The sequence below is a fragment of the Micromonospora sp. DT31 genome (genome assembly GCF_049841795.1).
Lineage (GTDB): Bacteria > Actinomycetota > Actinomycetes > Mycobacteriales > Micromonosporaceae > Micromonospora.
Map to the genome: position 1 here is coordinate 628,741 of NZ_JBNCKZ010000001.1, position 14,424 is coordinate 643,164.

Consider the following 14,424-nt stretch of genomic DNA (forward strand, 5'->3'; position numbering starts at 1 on the left):
CCGCCGTACCCGGGGGAGGTGTTCCCGTGCTCCGTTTCGTTCTCCGGCGGCTCCTCGTCGCCGCCCTGACCCTGGTGGTCATCAGCCTGGTCACATTCGGTCTCTTCTTCGCGGTGCCGAGCAGCCCGGCGAAGGTTATGTGCGGTAAGAACTGCACGGCGGAGGACATCGCCCAGGTGGAGCGTCGGCTCGGCCTCGACCGGCCGCTGCCCCGCCAGTACGCGGACTTCGTCCAGGGAATCTTCGCCGGCCGTACCTACGGCGAGGGCGACTTCCGGCAGGACTGCCCGGCGCCCTGCCTCGGCTACTCGTTCCGCAACAACCAACCGGTCACCGAGATCATCACCCAGCGCGCCCCGGTGACGTTCAGCATCGTCCTCGGCGGCGCCGTGCTCTGGCTCGCCATCGGCGTGTCGCTGGGCATGGTGTCGGCACTGCACCGGGGTACGGTGTTCGACCGCGCCGCCATCGGCGTCACACTCGCCGGGGCGTCCATGCAGGTGTACTTCTTCGGGCTGGTCCTGCTCTACCTGCTGGTCTACTCCAGCGGGTTGCTGCCGTTTCCCACCTACACGCCGTTCACGCAGAGCCCGGCCCGCTGGGCGGGCGGTCTGCTGCTGCCGTGGATGACGCTGGGTTTCCTCAACTCGGCGCTCTACGCCCGGCTGTCGCGGGCGCAGATGGTGGAGACGCTGTCGGAGGACTTCGTCCGCACCGCGCGGGCGAAGGGACTGCCCGCGCGCAAGGTGCACACCAGGCACGCGCTGCGGGCGGCGATCACCCCGATCGTCACGATCGCCGGGCTGGACGTGGGCACCAGCCTCGGCGGCACGTTCATCACCGAGACCATCTTCGGTCTCCAGGGGCTGGGCAAGGCCACCGTGGAGGCGGTGCAGTTCCTCAACCTTCCGGTGGTGATGGCGACGGTGCTCCTGGCGGCGGTGTTCATCGTGGTCGCCAACATCGTCGTCGACGTGCTGTACGCGGTTATCGACCCACGGGTCCGATTGAACTGACGGGAGGAACGGACATGATGGAGCTTCCGACGCCGCGACGCGGCGAGAACCCCTATCTCCGGGTGCGGGATCTGCGGGTGCGGTTCGACACCGAGGATGGTGTGGTGCGGGCCGTGGACGGGGTGTCGTTCGCGGTGGATCGGGGTCGCACGTTGGGGATCGTGGGGGAGTCCGGTTCCGGTAAGAGTGTGACGTCGTTGGCGATTCTGGGTTTGCACAACGTGAAGCGGACGTCCATTTCGGGGGAGATTTCGGTGGGTGGGCGTGAGGTGGTGGGGTTGGGTGAGGAGGAGATTCGTCGGTTGCGGGGTCGTGACATGGCGATGATCTTTCAGGATCCGTTGTCGGCGTTGCATCCGTACTACTCGGTGGGTAGGCAGATCGCTGAGGCGTATCGGGTGCATCATCCGCGGGCCGGGCGGCGGGAGGCGCGGTCGCGGGCGGTGGACATGTTGGGTCGGGTGGGGATTCCGCAGCCGGGTCGGCGGTTTGATCAGTATCCGCATGAGTTCTCGGGTGGGATGCGGCAGCGGGCGATGATCGCGATGGCGTTGGTGAATGATCCGGATTTGTTGATCGCGGATGAGCCGACGACGGCTCTTGATGTGACGGTGCAGGCGCAGATCCTGGATTTGTTGGCGGATTTGCAGGCGGAGTTCCGGTCGGCGATCGTGTTGATCACCCACGATCTGGGTGTGGTGTCGCAGGTGGCTGATGACGTGTTGGTGATGTATGCGGGTCGGGCGGTGGAGTACGGGGGTGTGGGTCGGGTGTTGCGGGCGCCGCAGCATCCGTACACGTGGGGGTTGTTGTCGAGTGTGCCGTCGTTGCACGGGGACGCGGACGCGGATCTGGTGCCGATCCCGGGTAACCCGCCGAGTCTGATCAATGTGCCGTCGGGGTGTGCGTTTCATCCGCGGTGTCGGTGGGCCGACGTCAACGGGGACCGCTCCCGCACCCAGGTGCCGGAGCTGGTTCCGGCGGGGGCGGCAGGGCACCTGGTGGCGTGTCATCTGTCGGCGGGGGCGCGGGAGCGGATCTACCGCGACGAGGTCGCCCGGGTGGGGGTGGCCCGATGAGTGCTGACCAGGACACGATGGGCGCGGTCGACGGCCGGCGGGGTGAGGCCGTCGGTGCGACGCCGGACAGCGGGCCGCTGCTGTCGGTGCGCGGGCTGACCAAACACTTCCCCGTGCGGCAGGGTCTGCGCGCGAAGGGTGCGGTGCGGGCGGTGGACGGGCTGGACTTCGACGTACGTCCCGGTGAGACGCTCGGGCTGGTGGGGGAGTCGGGGTGTGGGAAGACCACGACCGGACGGATGCTGGTGCGGCTGCTGGAACCCACCGCCGGATCGATCTGCTTCGCGGGGCGCGACATCACCCACGCGAAACGCGGTGACCTGCGGAGCCTGCGGCAGGACCTGCAGATCATCTTCCAGGATCCGTACGCGTCGTTGAACCCCCGTCACACGGTGGGTCGGATCGTGGCGATGCCGTTGCAGGTCAACGGGATCACCCCACCCGGTGGTGTCAGACAGCGGGTGCGGGAGTTACTGGAACTGGTCGGGTTGAACCCGGAGCACTACAACAGGTATCCGCACGAGTTCTCCGGCGGGCAACGCCAACGCATCGGCATCGCCCGCGCCCTGGCGTTGAAACCGAAACTGATCGTCGCCGACGAACCCGTCTCCGCCCTCGACGTGTCCATCCAGGCGCAGGTCATCAACCTGCTACGCGACCTGCAACGCGACCTGGACCTGGCCTTCGTGTTCATCGCCCACGACCTGGCCGTGATCCGCCACTTCTGCCACCGCGTCGCGGTCATGTATCTGGGCACCATCGTGGAGATCGGCGACCGCGACACCATCTACACCCGCCCGCAGCACCCCTACACCCGCGCCCTGCTCTCCGCGATCCCCGACGTCACCACCCTCGGCCCCGCCGGCCGCATCCGCCTCACCGGCGACGTCCCCACCCCCCTCAACCCCCCATCCGGCTGCCGCTTCCGCACCCGCTGCTGGAAAGCCACCGACCGCTGCGCCACCGAAACCCCCACCCTCACCACCCGCGACGGCGGCACCCAACAAACCGCCTGCCACTACCCCGAAAACGGACCCATCGGCGCAACGGCCGGCCCAGCCCGCGCCGCCGGTCAGACGGCACGCCACGAATGAGACGGAAGCGAAGAGGCCTGCGGCCCCATCAACAGCATCCCGCCGTCGACCGGCCACGACGCCCCGGTCACGTACGCGGCCGCCGGCGAGACGAGCATCGCCACCACGGCCGCCACCTCACGGGCGTCACCGGGCCGGCCCACCGGCACCCCGGGACGGTCCTGCGTGAACGGGTCGACGTCCTCCTGGCCGGTCATCGGGGTGGCGATCTCGCCGGGAGCGACCGCGTTGACGGTGATGCCGTCGGCCGCCAGTTCCTGCGCCATCACCTTGGTGAGCAGGCCCAGCCCGCCCTTGGCCGCGCAGTACGCCGACGAGCCGACCCGGGGCGCGTGCTCGTGCACGCTGGTGATACTGATGATCCGGCCGCCCCGCCCGGCAGCGCGCATCCGGCGGGCGGCCCGCTGCGAGCACAGGAACGGCCCGTCCAGGTCGACCGCGAGCACCTCCCGCCACTTCTCCCAGGTCACGTCCACGAAGGGCTCGGACAGCCCGGTGCCGGCGTTGTTGACGAGCACGCCCAGGCCGCCGAGCCGGTCGGCCAGCTCGTCGACAACCGCTGCCGCGTCGGGCAGCCGGGTCAGGTCCAGCTCGGCGGTCTCGCAGCGGCGGCCGGTGGCCCGTACCTCGGTTGCCGTGCGCTCGGCGCCCGCCGCGTCGCCGTACCAGGTGATGCCGATGTCGTAGCCGGCCCCGGCGAGCGCCACCGCGCACGCCTTGCCGATGCCGGAGTCCGCGCCGGTGACGATCGCGACGCGGTCGTAGTCCTCGTATCGTTCGGGCATGTCCGCGCACTACCCGCGTTCGGCGACCTCAACCGGGCGGACGACCCGCCTCGGGCGCCGGTGTCGTCGGACCCGGTGGCTAGGGTACGGGCGTGATCGCCGATGAGTCCGATGCCGTGACCGTTCGCTTCCTGCGCATGATGAGCGCGGAGCTACGCGCCGATGCGGTGGGCGACGACTCGCTCGGCCGCACCGTGGAGCTGGCCCGGCGGTGGTGGGGCACCGCTGACACGCGGCTCGCCGACGCCCTGCGCGAGCTGCACGGCGAGCCGGTCGCGCACACCGAGCCGCCCGGCGTGGCGTCACCCCGCCCGGACCGGCACGGCGAACTCCGGCGCCTCCGAGGTGAGCAGGGCCGTCCGTGACGGCACGCCCCACCGCTCGGCCAGCGCCGTCGCCAGCTCGTCCAGCATCCGGCGTACGGTAGGCGCCGCCCCGGTGTGCATCGCCTCGACCACCACGAGCACTTCGCTGGTGTCGGCCCGTACCGCTGAGGCGCCGCTCTGCCGGTGGGTCCAGCGCCGGGCGTGCGCGTGCCCGTCCCGGTCGGCGAAGACCACCTCACCCGGTGCCGGGTGTTCCGTCTCCCCGCCGAGGGTCAGATAGGTTTCCGTGCCGTCGGCCGGGCGCACTGTCAGGTCACCGCCGACGCGGGCCAGGTCGAGCACTGCCACCGGCACCGCGTACCGGGTCGAGAGCGCGTTTCCCAGGTCCACGAGCGGGTGCAGCCGGGGCAGGTCCCCGTCGCGCCGCAACCGGCGCAGCAGCGACTCGGCGGCGCAGCGGTAGCGGGTCGGTGGGCAGCCCATCCGGGCGAAGGCGCGCCGCCACGCCTGGATCTCCGGGAAGCCGCCCTCGGGCGCGGCGGCGAGCCGGTCCCGGGCGACGTCGAGATATCCGTCGAGCCGCGGTGTGACGTCGACGTCGGGCATGATCCCGGTGGCGTGCACGACGCCGCAGGTCAGCTCGGGAAAGGACGACCAGATCTCGGGGGAGTGCCGGAAGCGCACGGATTGCTCCTTCTGGTGGTACCGGGTTCTAGGCGGTGAACGCGAGGCCGAGGCCCAGGGCCAGGAAGCTGCCGGCGACTGTGTGCCGCAGCAGCGCGGTCAGCCGGGGGCGGGACAGCACCCGGCTGCGCAACGCGCCGGCCAGCACCGCGTACCCGGCGAACACCAGCAGCGTGACAAGCATGAACACCAGGCCGCAGGCGAGCATGCGCGCGGCGGCGGCGGGTGCGTCCGGCGGTACGAACTGCGGCAGGAACGCCACGAAGAACACCGTCACCTTCGGGTTCAGCAGGTTCAGCAGCACCCCGTCGCGGAACACCGCCGTCGCCGGGCGCGGCGGCCGGTCGCCGTCGACGGTGAACGCACCCCTGTCGCGCAGCGCCGACCAGGCCATCCAGAGCAGGTACGCCACGCCCAGCCAGGTCACCACCCGGAACGCCGGGGTGCCGGCGCGCAGCAGCGCCGCCAGGCCGGTGACCGCGGCGATCACGTGCGGGACGAGACTGAGCGTGGCCCCGGCGGCGGCCGCCAGGCCGGCGCGGCGACCGGCGGTGACGGCGATGGCGAGCGTGTGCATCACCCCGGTGCCCGGGGTGATCGCGACGACTGTTGCGGTCAGGAGAAAGGCGATGGTCACCGGTCCAGCCTGTGGCCATAATGGTCCGATGGGCAGGGCCAAAGCCGCCATTTCCGAGAGGTCCAAAACGGCCGGTGCGGACTTCCTCCAACTGGATGTCGGCGAAGCGCCGCCGGGTGGTCGCGCGGACTGGCTTGCCGCTCGGCTGCGCTCCGCGATCGCCGACGGCCGGGCGCCGGTCGGCACCCGCCTGCCGCCCAGCCGCGTGCTCGCCGCCGAGCTGGGCGTCTCACGCGGCGTGGTGACCGAGGCGTACCAGCGGTTGGGTGAGGACGGGCAGGTGGCCGGACGGGGCCGGGCCGGCACGGTGGTGGTGGCCACACCGGCCGCCGCGCGCGCCCGGCCGCCCGAGCCGAGAAGGGTGCCGGAGGTGTTCGCCGACCGTCCGGGCCTCGACGTCTTCGAGGCCCTGCGCGCCGCCTCCGCGCAGGTGGACCTGACGCCAGGCGTACCCGATCTGGCGGCCTTCCCGCGCGCGGCGTGGCTGCGGGCCGAGCGGGCCGTGCTGCACCGGGCGACCCCCGCCGCGCTCGGCTACGGCGACCCGGCCGGCACGCCGGCGCTGCGGCTTGCCGTCGCGAACTGGCTGGCCCGCAACCGGGGCATCAGCGCCGGTCCGGCCGAGGTGGTGGTCGTGGCCGGCGTGTCCCAGGCGCTCGGCCTGCTCGCGCGGGTGCTGCACGACCGGGGTACGCGCACCGTCGCGGTGGAGGACCCGGGCTCGCTCGGCGTGCGGCAGCACCTGACGTACGCCGGGCTGGCGACGCCGCCGGTACCGGTGGACGACCGGGGCCTGCGGGTTGACCTGCTGGAGCGGTCCGGTGCGCCCGCCGTGCTGCTCACCCCGGCGCACCAGTTCCCGACCGGGGTGGTGCTCGACGGTGAGCGGCGTCGCCGGCTGCTGCGGTGGGCGCGCGACGGCGGCCTGGTGGTGGAGGACGACTACGACGCCGAGCACCGGTACGACCGCCCGCCCGTGCCGGCGCTGCGGGGCATGGCGCCGGATCGGGTCTGCTACACCGGCAGCGTCTCGAAGCTGCTCGCGCCGGCGCTGCGGATCGGGTGGACGCTCGTGCCGCCGTGGCTGCACGCCGACGTCGTGGACGCCAAACGGACGGCGGATCTGGGCAACGCGGTGCTGCCGCAGCTCGTGCTGGCCGAGTTGATGGAGTCGGGCGCGTTGGAGCGGCACCTGCGGCTGCTGCGCCACCGGCACGTGCGCCGTCGGGACGCGATGATCCGGGCGGTCCGCGCGTACCTGCCGGGAGCCGTGGTGCACGGTGCCGCCGCCGGGCTGCACCTGATGGTCACGCTGCCCGGCGACGTCGACGACCGGGCGCTCGCGGCGGCGGCGCTGCACCGGGGCGTCAAAGTCCATCCACTGTCCTGGCACGGCCAGCGCCCGCAGCCGCCCGGACTGGTCCTCGGGTACGCGGCCACTCCGCCCTCGGAGATCGACCGCGCGCTGTCCACGGTGGCCGAAGCCCTCCAGGCCCTCACCTGAACCGCTCCGAGCCCCGCCTGCCGCCGGTGATCAAGGAGTTCGGCCCATAGTCGATCTCCCTGCCGGACGCGAACCCCTTGATCATCATCCCGAAAGAGGCCGAGGGGGTGGGTGGTAGAGGGTGGCCAGGGCGGTGGCGGTGGCGGCCAGGCGGTCGCGCAGCGCTGCGGGGGCGAGGACCTCCACGTCGGCGCCGAGGCGCAGCAGGTCGCCGTGGGCGTGGGTGAGCGACTCGATCGGGATGACCGCGTGCACCCAGCCGGCGGCGTCCGGCGGGCCGGCGCTCGCCTGGGCGGCGGTGACCACCACGTCGCTGCCGACCTCGCGCAACCGGGCGAACCCGCGCGGGGACAGGCGGATGCGTGCCTCGTCGCGGTGCAGGCCGGCCCGGAACGCGACCACGTGGGCACGCCACCAGGCCGGCAGGTCGAAATCGGGTCGCTCGAACGGTTCGTCCAGCGCGGTGAGGTCGAGGATCTGGTTGACCCGGTAGGTGGCCGGTTCGGCGCGGTCCGGTCGGGCGGCCACCAGATACCAGCGCCCGCCCTTGAGCACCAGCCCGTACGGTTCGAGGACCCGGGTCGTCTCGCCCCGCCAGCCGCGGTAGCGCACCCGGACCCGGCGTTCCCGCCACACCGCCTCGGCCGCGTCGGCCAGGTGCGGCGACGGGTCGCCGTCGGAGTACCAGCCCGGCGTGTCCAGATGGAACCGCTGCTCCAGCCGGGCGGCCCGGTCGGCCAGCGGTGCGGGCAGCGCGGCCCGGAGCTTGAGCTGCACGGCCGCGACGACCGACTGGTAGCCCAGTTCGGCGGCCGGTCCGGGCAGACCGGCGAAGAGCAGGCGGTCGGCCTCCTCGGCGGTCAGCCCGGTCAGCCGGGTCCGCCAGCCCTCCACGAGCCGGTAGCCGCCGTCGTGCCCGGCCGCGCCGTACAGCGGGATGCCGGCGGCGTGCAGCGCCTCGACGTCCCGGTAGATGGTGCGGACCGAGACGTCCAGGCGGGCGGCGAGGTCGGCGGCGGTGAACCGGCCGTGCGCCTGCAGGAGCAGCAGGATGGACAGGAGTCGGCTGGCCCGCATTTCCCTGACATTAGCTGTCAGGGGACCGCTTCTACCGTCCCGTCCATGGCCTTCCACGACAAGGAGCTGACCGTGCCGGGGACGATCGAGGTCGCCGGCCGGCACGTCAAGCGCTACCACATCGACCAGCCGGACCGCCGACTCGAACCACGGGTGGTCGACGCCGCGTACGCGTACCTGCCGGCGCTGCTGCCCGGCCCGGACGGCGCCACCCCGCCCGCGAGCTGGACGGTGCTGCACCGGGGCGCGGACAGTGGCGCGTACCTGCTGGCGTACAGCTGGTTCTTCGACAACGTCGTCGAGTGCCGCATCGCCATCGCCGGGCAGCCCGCGCTGAACTGCCCGGACGACGACCCGGCGCGCTTCGTCGACCTGGACCGGCCCGGCGTGGGCTGCGTCTGGGAACTGGGCGTGCTGGAGCACGAGCGCGCCGCCTGGATCCGGCACGTGCTCGCGCCGGACGAGCCGGACCTGGCCGGCTACCTGGCCGACGCCCGGCCCGCCGGGCCGGTGGGGCGCTGACAGGCCGAGGCCGGCGGCGCGGTGACGCCCTACGCCGCGGGCGGGACCGGCGGCGTGGCGGTCCGGTAGATCGCGGTGAGCCAGACGTCGAGCAGCACGTCGACCACGTCCCGCTCGGCCACCGCTGGGCCGTCCCCGGCGAACGTCGCGTACCAGACCCGCTCGTTCATCGAGTTCAGCGCGATGGCGAGGTCCCGGGCGGGCAGCCCGTCCGGGGCCGCGCCGCGGGCGCGCTCGGCCTCGATCGCGGCCTGCGTCGCCCGGACCCAGCGTTCCAGGACCTCGGCCCACAACCGCCGTACCTCGGCGTTGGTGCCGCGCACCTGCGCGCAGGCCAGCACCACGTCCCGGTGCCCGCCGAAGGTGGCGTGGAACCGGGCGATCAGCTCCCGCCAGCGGGCGCGCGGGTCCTCGGCGAGGCGGACCAGCACGTCACCGGCGGCGGCGTTCGCCTCCTCGGTGACCCGGTCCAGCAGGGTGAGCAGCACCGCGTTCTTGGACGGGAAGTAGAAGTAGAAGGTGGGGCGGGAGATCCCGGCACCGCGGGCCAGGTCGTCGATGGAGATGTCACCGAACGGCCGCTCGCGCAGCAACCGCTCGGCGGTGGCCAGGATCGCCGTCTCCCGGTCGTCGCCGGTGGAGCGGCCGGCCCGCCGTCCGCGGCTGGGCGCGGCGCCGCTCGGCGTACGGGCGGTGGTCATGTCGGCTGATGCTACACCCGCTCAACACCGTGTCGATTTCTCTCGACATGGTGTTGACCGCGGTCGACGGCGGTGGATAGGGTCCGGTTCGCGCCGGTGCGAACGGGACCGGCGCGAACAGGAGAAGCCATGGCCGCAGATCACGTCGACGTCCTCATCGTCGGTGCCGGCCTGTCCGGCATCGGCGCCGCGGTCCACCTCGGACGCGAATGCCCCGACAAGACGTACGCGGTGCTGGAGGCCCGGGGCGCCGTCGGCGGCACCTGGGACCTGTTCCGCTACCCGGGCGTGCGCTCCGACTCCGACATGTACACCCTCGGCTACGCCTTCAAGCCGTGGACCGACCCGAAGGCGATCGCCGACGGCGACGCGATCCGCGCGTACGTGCGGCAGACCGCCCACGAGTACGACGTCCAGCGGCACATCCGCTTCCACCACCGGGTGCTACGCGCCGAGTGGGACAGCGCCACCGCCCGCTGGACGGTGCACGCCCGGCGCGACGACACAGGTGAGGACACGACCCTGACCTGCGGGTTCCTGTTCACCAATTCCGGCTACTACCGCTACGACGAGGGCTACACGCCCCGGTTCCCCGGCGTCGAGCGGTACGCCGGCACGATCGTGCACCCCCAGCACTGGCCGCGGGACCTGGACTACACAGGCAAGCGGGTGGTGGTCATCGGCAGCGGCGCCACCGCGGTCACCCTGGTCCCGGCCATGGCGCAGCGGGCCGCCCACGTGACCATGCTCCAGCGCTCACCCACGTACGTGGTGGCGCTGCCCTCGCGTGACCCGGTGGCCCACGCGGCCCGGCGCTGGCTGTCCCCGAAGGCCGCGTACGCGGTCGCCCGGTGGAAGAACATCGCGCTCGGGGTGGCCAACTTCCAGCTCAGCCGCCGTGCGCCCGGGGTGGTGAAGCGGTTCCTGCGCCGGGCCGCGAAGGGGCGGCTCCCGGCCGGCTACGACGTCGACAGGCACTTCTCACCCCGCTACGACCCGTGGGACCAGCGGCTCTGCGTGGTGCCGGACGGGGACCTGTTCGACGCGCTGCGCGCCGGCCGGGCGAGCGTGGTCACCGACACCATCGACACGTTCACCCCCGACGGCATCCGGCTGGCCGCGGGCGAGGAGGTGCGGGCCGACGTGGTGGTCACCGCCACCGGCCTGAACCTGCTGGCGCTGGGCGGCATGACGCTCGTCGTCGACGGCGTCGAGGTCGACCTGGCGTCCACGATCGCCTACAAGGGCATGATGCTGTCCGGGGTGCCGAACTTCGCCATGACCATCGGCTACACCAATGCCTCCTGGACGCTCAAGGCCGACCTGGTCGCCACGTACGTCTGCCGGCTGCTGCGCCACCTCGACGCCACCGGCCAGCAGATCGTCACCCCGCTCGCGCCGGACACCGACGACCTGGTGCCGATCATCGACCTGCAGTCCGGGTACGTGCTGCGCGCGGTCGACCAGTTGCCCAAGCAGGGACCGCGCGCGCCGTGGCGGCTGCACCAGAACTATCCCCGCGACGTACGGCTGATGCGGCGCGGTCCGCTCACCGACGGCGTACGGTTCGCCCGGGCCGGCGTGCCGGCGACCGCCGCGGCGACCCCCACCCCGGGAGGAACCGGTGCGTGACCTCGTCTTCCCCGGCGGCACGGCGGTTCTCACCGGTGCGGCCGGCGGTATCGGCGCGGCGCTGGCCCACGGCCTGGCCCGGCGCGGCGCCGACCTGGTCCTGCTCGACCGGGACGCCGACGGCCTGGCCTCGGTCGCCGCCGCGATCTCGGCGGCACACCCGGACCTGCGGGTCGAGACGCACGTGGTCGACCTGGCCGACGCCGGGGCCACCGACCGGGTCGCCGCCGAGATCCACAGTGCGCATCCCCGCGTACGGCTGCTGATCAACAACGCCGGGGTCGCGCTGGGCGGGCGTTTCGACCAGGTGACGCTGGAGGAGTTCCTCTGGGTCATCGAGATCAACTTTCGGGCGGTGGTGCGGCTGACCCACACGTTGCTGCCCGCGCTCAAGGCCGAACCCGGGTCGCACCTGGTCAACGTGTCCAGCCTGTTCGGCCTCATCGCCCCCGCCGGGCAGGCCGCGTACGCGGCGAGCAAGTTCGCGGTGCGCGGCTTCACCGAGGCGTTGCGGCACGAACTGGTCGACGACGGGATCGGGGTGACCTCGGTGCACCCGGGCGGCATCCGCACCCGGATCGCCAGCAGTGCCCGGGTGGGCAGCGGGGTGCCCCGCGCCGAGTACGAGGTCGGGCGCGCACAGTTCGAGAAGCTGCTCACCATCGACCCGGCGACCGCCGCCGAGGCGATCCTGCGCGGTGCGCGGCGCCGCCGCGGCCGGGTGCTGATCGGCTGGTCGGCGAGGCTGCCCGACCTGCTGGCCCGGGTGGCCCCCGCCGGGTACGGCCGGGTGCTGGCCCTGGGCATGCGCCCGGCCCGGGTGCCCGCCCCGCCGCCCGCCGACGCCCTCGACGTGCCCGCCGCCCTGCCCTCCGCCGGCGTGCCCGCCCCGCGTGGCGGACCCGCCGCCCCGGACGGCGAGGCGGTCGCCCCGGAGTCCGGACGCCAGGCGTGACTGTCGCGCTGCCCCCGGCCGACGAGCGCACCGTCGACGGTCGGCGGATGCGCTGCCGGATCAGCGGCGACGGCCCGCCGGTGCTGCTGCTGCACGGCATCGGCCGTACCCTCGACGACTTCGCGGCGCTGCACCCGGCGTTGGCCCGCGACCACCGGGTGCTCGCGGTGGACCTGCCCGGGCACGGCGGCTCGGCGCCGCTGGACGGCCCGCACACGCTGCCCGCGCTCGCCGAGGCGGTCGCCCGGTTCCTCGACGTGGCCGGGGTGACCGGCCCGGCGCACCTGGTGGGCAACTCTCTCGGCGGGGCGGTGGCGATGCGGCTGGCCGCCGACGCACCGCACCGGGCGGCGAGCCTGGCGCTGCTCAACAGCGCCGGCTTCGGCCGCGAGGTGACGGTGGCGCTGCGGCTGCTCGCGGTACGCCCGCTGGCCCGGATGCTGCTGCGCCCGCACCCGGCGGTCGCCCGTCGCACCGAGCGGGCCATCTTCTTCGACCCCGCGTACGTCACCGACGAGCGGGTCGCCACCGCGCTCGCGCTGGCCCGACAGCCGCACGCGTCCCGGGTGATGCGGGAGCTGGTTGCCAGCCTGGGCACCTGGCGCGGGGTACGGCCTCAGTGGCGTGCCGAACTGCTCGACGCGGTGGCCGCGCTGGACCTGCCCACGCTGGTGGTCTGGGGCGACCGGGATCTGATCCTGCCCGCCGCGCACCTGGCGTACGCGCGGGCCCGGCTGCCGAAGGCACGCAGTCACCTGTTCCGCGACACCGGGCACATGCCGCAGATCGAGCGGACCGCCGAGGTGCAGGCGCTGCTGCGGGAGTTGTGGGCCGCCTGACCCGGCGTGGCCCGCGCCACCTTCGGATGCCTCGACGGTCCGGGGGAGCACGGCGCGGCGCAGCATATTCACATGACGTATCCCGGTCGGACCGCGCCGTCCGCCGCCGAGCGTGCGCGCCGACCTGTCCGGCTGGGCTGAGGTGGCTCTCACCGAGCACGCCGGTCAGGTCGCGGCGCTCGACGGCGACGACCCGCGGGCGTGGCGGTACGCCGTCGCCGGGCACGTCGACAGCGCGGCGCGGATGCTCGGGGCGCTGCGGTGAGCGGAACCCGCCGGCCGGCCGCCCTGGTCTACGCGGTGGCGGTGACCGCGTACGTGACCGCCGTGTTCCACCGCAGCTCGCTCGGCGTCACCGGGGTCGACGCGGCGGACCGCTTCCACATCAACGCGGCCACGCTGGCCGGTTTCTCCGTCGCCCAGCTCGCCGTCTACGCCGTCATGCAGGTCCCGGTCGGGGTGCTGCTGGACCGCTACGGCTCGCGCCGGCTGCTGCTGGCCGGCGGGGCGCTGATGGTGGCCGGGCAGCTCGTGTTCGCGGTCGCCGTCGACGTGCGCCTCGCCGTCGCCGCCCGGGTGCTCGTCGGTCTCGGCGACGCGATGACGTTCATCAGCGTGCTGCGGATCGTCGCGTTCTGGTTCCCCGGCCGGCGCAACCCGCTGCTGGTGCAGCTCACCGGCACCGTCGGCCAGCTCGGTGCGGTGCTGGGCGCCGTACCGCTGGTGGTGCTGCTGCACCACGCCGGCTGGACCCCGGCGTTCGGCGCCGCGGCGGCGCTCGGCGCGACCGTGCTGCTGCTCGTCCTGGTCGCGGTGCGCGACACCCCGCACGCCGGGCACGCCACCGCGGTCGTTCCCGACCTGGCCACGCTGCGCCGGCAGCTCACCGACGCGTGGGCGCAGCCGGGCACCCGGCTGGGCCTGTGGACGCACTTCGTCACCCAGTTCTCCGGCTCGGTGTTCGCGCTGCTGTGGGGCTTCCCGTTCCTGGTGCAGGGGCAGGGATTCTCGCCGACCGCCGCGGCCGGACTGCTCACCCTGATGACGATGGTGACGCTTGCCGGCGGGCCGGTGATCGCCCACCTGTGCGCCCGCCACCCGTTCCACCGTTCGGTGCTGGTCTTCGCGATCACCGCCGCCACCGCCGGGGTGTGGGCGGTGGTGCTGGCCTGGCCCGGCCGGGCGCCGCACGCCCTGCTGGTGGCGCTCGTCGTGGTCCTCGCGGTCAACGGTCCCGGCTCGATGATCGGTTTCGACTACGCCCGCACGTTCAATCCGGTGCACCGCATCGGCAGCGCCACCGGCATCGTCAACGTCGGCGGCTTCGTCGCCTCGATCGTGCTGATCCTCGCCGTCGGCGTGGTGCTCGACGTGGCCACCCCGGCGGGCCGGGACACCCCGCCGCTGTCGGCGTACCGCTGGGCGTTCGCCGTGCAGTTCCTGCTCTGGGCGCTCGGCGCGGCGCAGGTGCTGCGCTACCGCAACGCCGCCCGTCGCCGGCTCGCCGGCGCCGTGGTCCCGGTGCCGGCCTGAGCGGCCCGCGCCCGCTGTCGTCCCATCGGGTGAACGGGCA

The 14,424-nt window shown here is 73.3% G+C and carries 16 protein-coding genes; 11 read left to right on the plus strand and 5 right to left on the minus strand.

The window, feature by feature from the left end; all coding sequences use genetic code 11:
• Positions 1-26 precede the first annotated feature (26 nt).
• From ACLQ2X_RS02730 to ACLQ2X_RS02740, 3 genes are read left to right on the plus strand one after another with little or no spacing between them, the layout of a single operon-like run.
• Positions 27-1,016, plus strand: coding sequence for an ABC transporter permease (locus tag ACLQ2X_RS02730; protein ID WP_425679303.1), 990 nt, complete (start codon positions 27-29; stop codon positions 1,014-1,016).
• 14 nt (positions 1,017-1,030) lie between these two features.
• Positions 1,031-2,095, plus strand: coding sequence for an ABC transporter ATP-binding protein (locus ACLQ2X_RS02735; protein WP_425679304.1), 1,065 nt, complete (start codon positions 1,031-1,033; stop codon positions 2,093-2,095).
• Positions 2,092-3,189 carry an ABC transporter ATP-binding protein gene (locus ACLQ2X_RS02740; protein WP_425679305.1) on the plus strand — a complete coding sequence of 366 codons (1,098 nt, stop codon included), beginning with the start codon at positions 2,092-2,094 and terminating at the stop codon, positions 3,187-3,189. The genes ACLQ2X_RS02735 and ACLQ2X_RS02740 overlap by 4 nt, the downstream gene beginning before the upstream one ends.
• On the opposite strand, the gene ACLQ2X_RS02745 is transcribed toward ACLQ2X_RS02740, so the two are convergent.
• Positions 3,168-3,974 carry an SDR family oxidoreductase gene (locus tag ACLQ2X_RS02745; RefSeq protein WP_425679306.1) on the minus strand — a complete coding sequence of 269 codons (807 nt, stop codon included), beginning with the start codon at positions 3,972-3,974 and terminating at the stop codon, positions 3,168-3,170. The two genes, ACLQ2X_RS02740 and ACLQ2X_RS02745, sit on opposite strands and share 22 nt — an antisense overlap.
• Before the next feature lie 92 nt (positions 3,975-4,066).
• On the opposite strand from ACLQ2X_RS02745, the gene ACLQ2X_RS02750 reads away from it, so the two are divergent.
• A complete protein-coding gene (locus tag ACLQ2X_RS02750; RefSeq protein ID WP_425679307.1) occupies positions 4,067-4,339 on the plus strand; it encodes a hypothetical protein in 273 nt (90 codons plus the stop codon).
• On the opposite strand, the gene ACLQ2X_RS02755 is transcribed toward ACLQ2X_RS02750, so the two are convergent.
• Positions 4,277-4,984: a B3/B4 domain-containing protein gene (locus ACLQ2X_RS02755; RefSeq protein WP_425679308.1), complete on the minus strand. Its 708-nt coding sequence runs from the start codon at positions 4,982-4,984 to the stop codon at positions 4,277-4,279. The two genes, ACLQ2X_RS02750 and ACLQ2X_RS02755, sit on opposite strands and share 63 nt — an antisense overlap.
• Before the next feature lie 28 nt (positions 4,985-5,012).
• The gene (locus tag ACLQ2X_RS02760) at positions 5,013-5,621 is read right to left on the minus strand and encodes a LysE family translocator (protein ID WP_425679309.1); all 609 of its coding nucleotides are present in this window, start codon (positions 5,619-5,621) and stop codon (positions 5,013-5,015) included.
• A 28-nt stretch (positions 5,622-5,649) separates the two neighbouring features.
• Here ACLQ2X_RS02760 and ACLQ2X_RS02765 point away from each other — a divergent pair, with 28 nt between their 5' ends.
• The gene (locus ACLQ2X_RS02765; RefSeq protein WP_425679310.1) at positions 5,650-7,125 is read left to right on the plus strand and encodes a PLP-dependent aminotransferase family protein; all 1,476 of its coding nucleotides are present in this window, start codon (positions 5,650-5,652) and stop codon (positions 7,123-7,125) included.
• Between the two features lie 84 nt (positions 7,126-7,209).
• Here the strand turns inward: ACLQ2X_RS02765 and ACLQ2X_RS02770 are convergent, their stop codons facing one another.
• Positions 7,210-8,202: a helix-turn-helix transcriptional regulator gene (locus ACLQ2X_RS02770; RefSeq protein WP_425679311.1), complete on the minus strand. Its 993-nt coding sequence runs from the start codon at positions 8,200-8,202 to the stop codon at positions 7,210-7,212.
• A 45-nt stretch (positions 8,203-8,247) separates the two neighbouring features.
• Between ACLQ2X_RS02770 and ACLQ2X_RS02775 the strand changes: the two genes are divergently transcribed.
• Positions 8,248-8,724 carry a hypothetical protein gene (locus tag ACLQ2X_RS02775; RefSeq protein ID WP_425679312.1) on the plus strand — a complete coding sequence of 159 codons (477 nt, stop codon included), beginning with the start codon at positions 8,248-8,250 and terminating at the stop codon, positions 8,722-8,724.
• Between the two features lie 29 nt (positions 8,725-8,753).
• Here the strand turns inward: ACLQ2X_RS02775 and ACLQ2X_RS02780 are convergent, their stop codons facing one another.
• Positions 8,754-9,425, minus strand: a complete 672-nt coding sequence (locus ACLQ2X_RS02780; protein WP_425679313.1) for a TetR/AcrR family transcriptional regulator — start codon at positions 9,423-9,425, stop codon at positions 8,754-8,756.
• 129 nt (positions 9,426-9,554) lie between these two features.
• Between ACLQ2X_RS02780 and ACLQ2X_RS02785 the strand changes: the two genes are divergently transcribed.
• The 5 genes from ACLQ2X_RS02785 to ACLQ2X_RS02805 all read left to right on the plus strand — a co-directional run bounded on the left by ACLQ2X_RS02785 (position 9,555) and on the right by ACLQ2X_RS02805 (position 14,384).
• Complete coding sequence (locus ACLQ2X_RS02785) at positions 9,555-11,057, plus strand: flavin-containing monooxygenase (protein WP_425679314.1); 1,503 nt, start codon at positions 9,555-9,557, stop codon at positions 11,055-11,057.
• Complete coding sequence (locus ACLQ2X_RS02790) at positions 11,050-12,012, plus strand: SDR family NAD(P)-dependent oxidoreductase (protein ID WP_425679315.1); 963 nt, start codon at positions 11,050-11,052, stop codon at positions 12,010-12,012. Before ACLQ2X_RS02785 ends, ACLQ2X_RS02790 begins: the two co-directional genes overlap by 8 nt.
• Positions 12,009-12,851 carry an alpha/beta fold hydrolase gene (locus ACLQ2X_RS02795; RefSeq protein ID WP_425679316.1) on the plus strand — a complete coding sequence of 281 codons (843 nt, stop codon included), beginning with the start codon at positions 12,009-12,011 and terminating at the stop codon, positions 12,849-12,851. Before ACLQ2X_RS02790 ends, ACLQ2X_RS02795 begins: the two co-directional genes overlap by 4 nt.
• Before the next feature lie 112 nt (positions 12,852-12,963).
• Positions 12,964-13,116 (plus strand): hypothetical protein, encoded by a 153-nt coding sequence (locus ACLQ2X_RS02800; RefSeq protein WP_425679317.1) that lies wholly within the window; start codon positions 12,964-12,966, stop codon positions 13,114-13,116.
• Positions 13,113-14,384, plus strand: coding sequence for an MFS transporter (locus ACLQ2X_RS02805; RefSeq protein ID WP_425679318.1), 1,272 nt, complete (start codon positions 13,113-13,115; stop codon positions 14,382-14,384). The genes ACLQ2X_RS02800 and ACLQ2X_RS02805 overlap by 4 nt, the downstream gene beginning before the upstream one ends.
• Positions 14,385-14,424 lie beyond the last annotated feature (40 nt).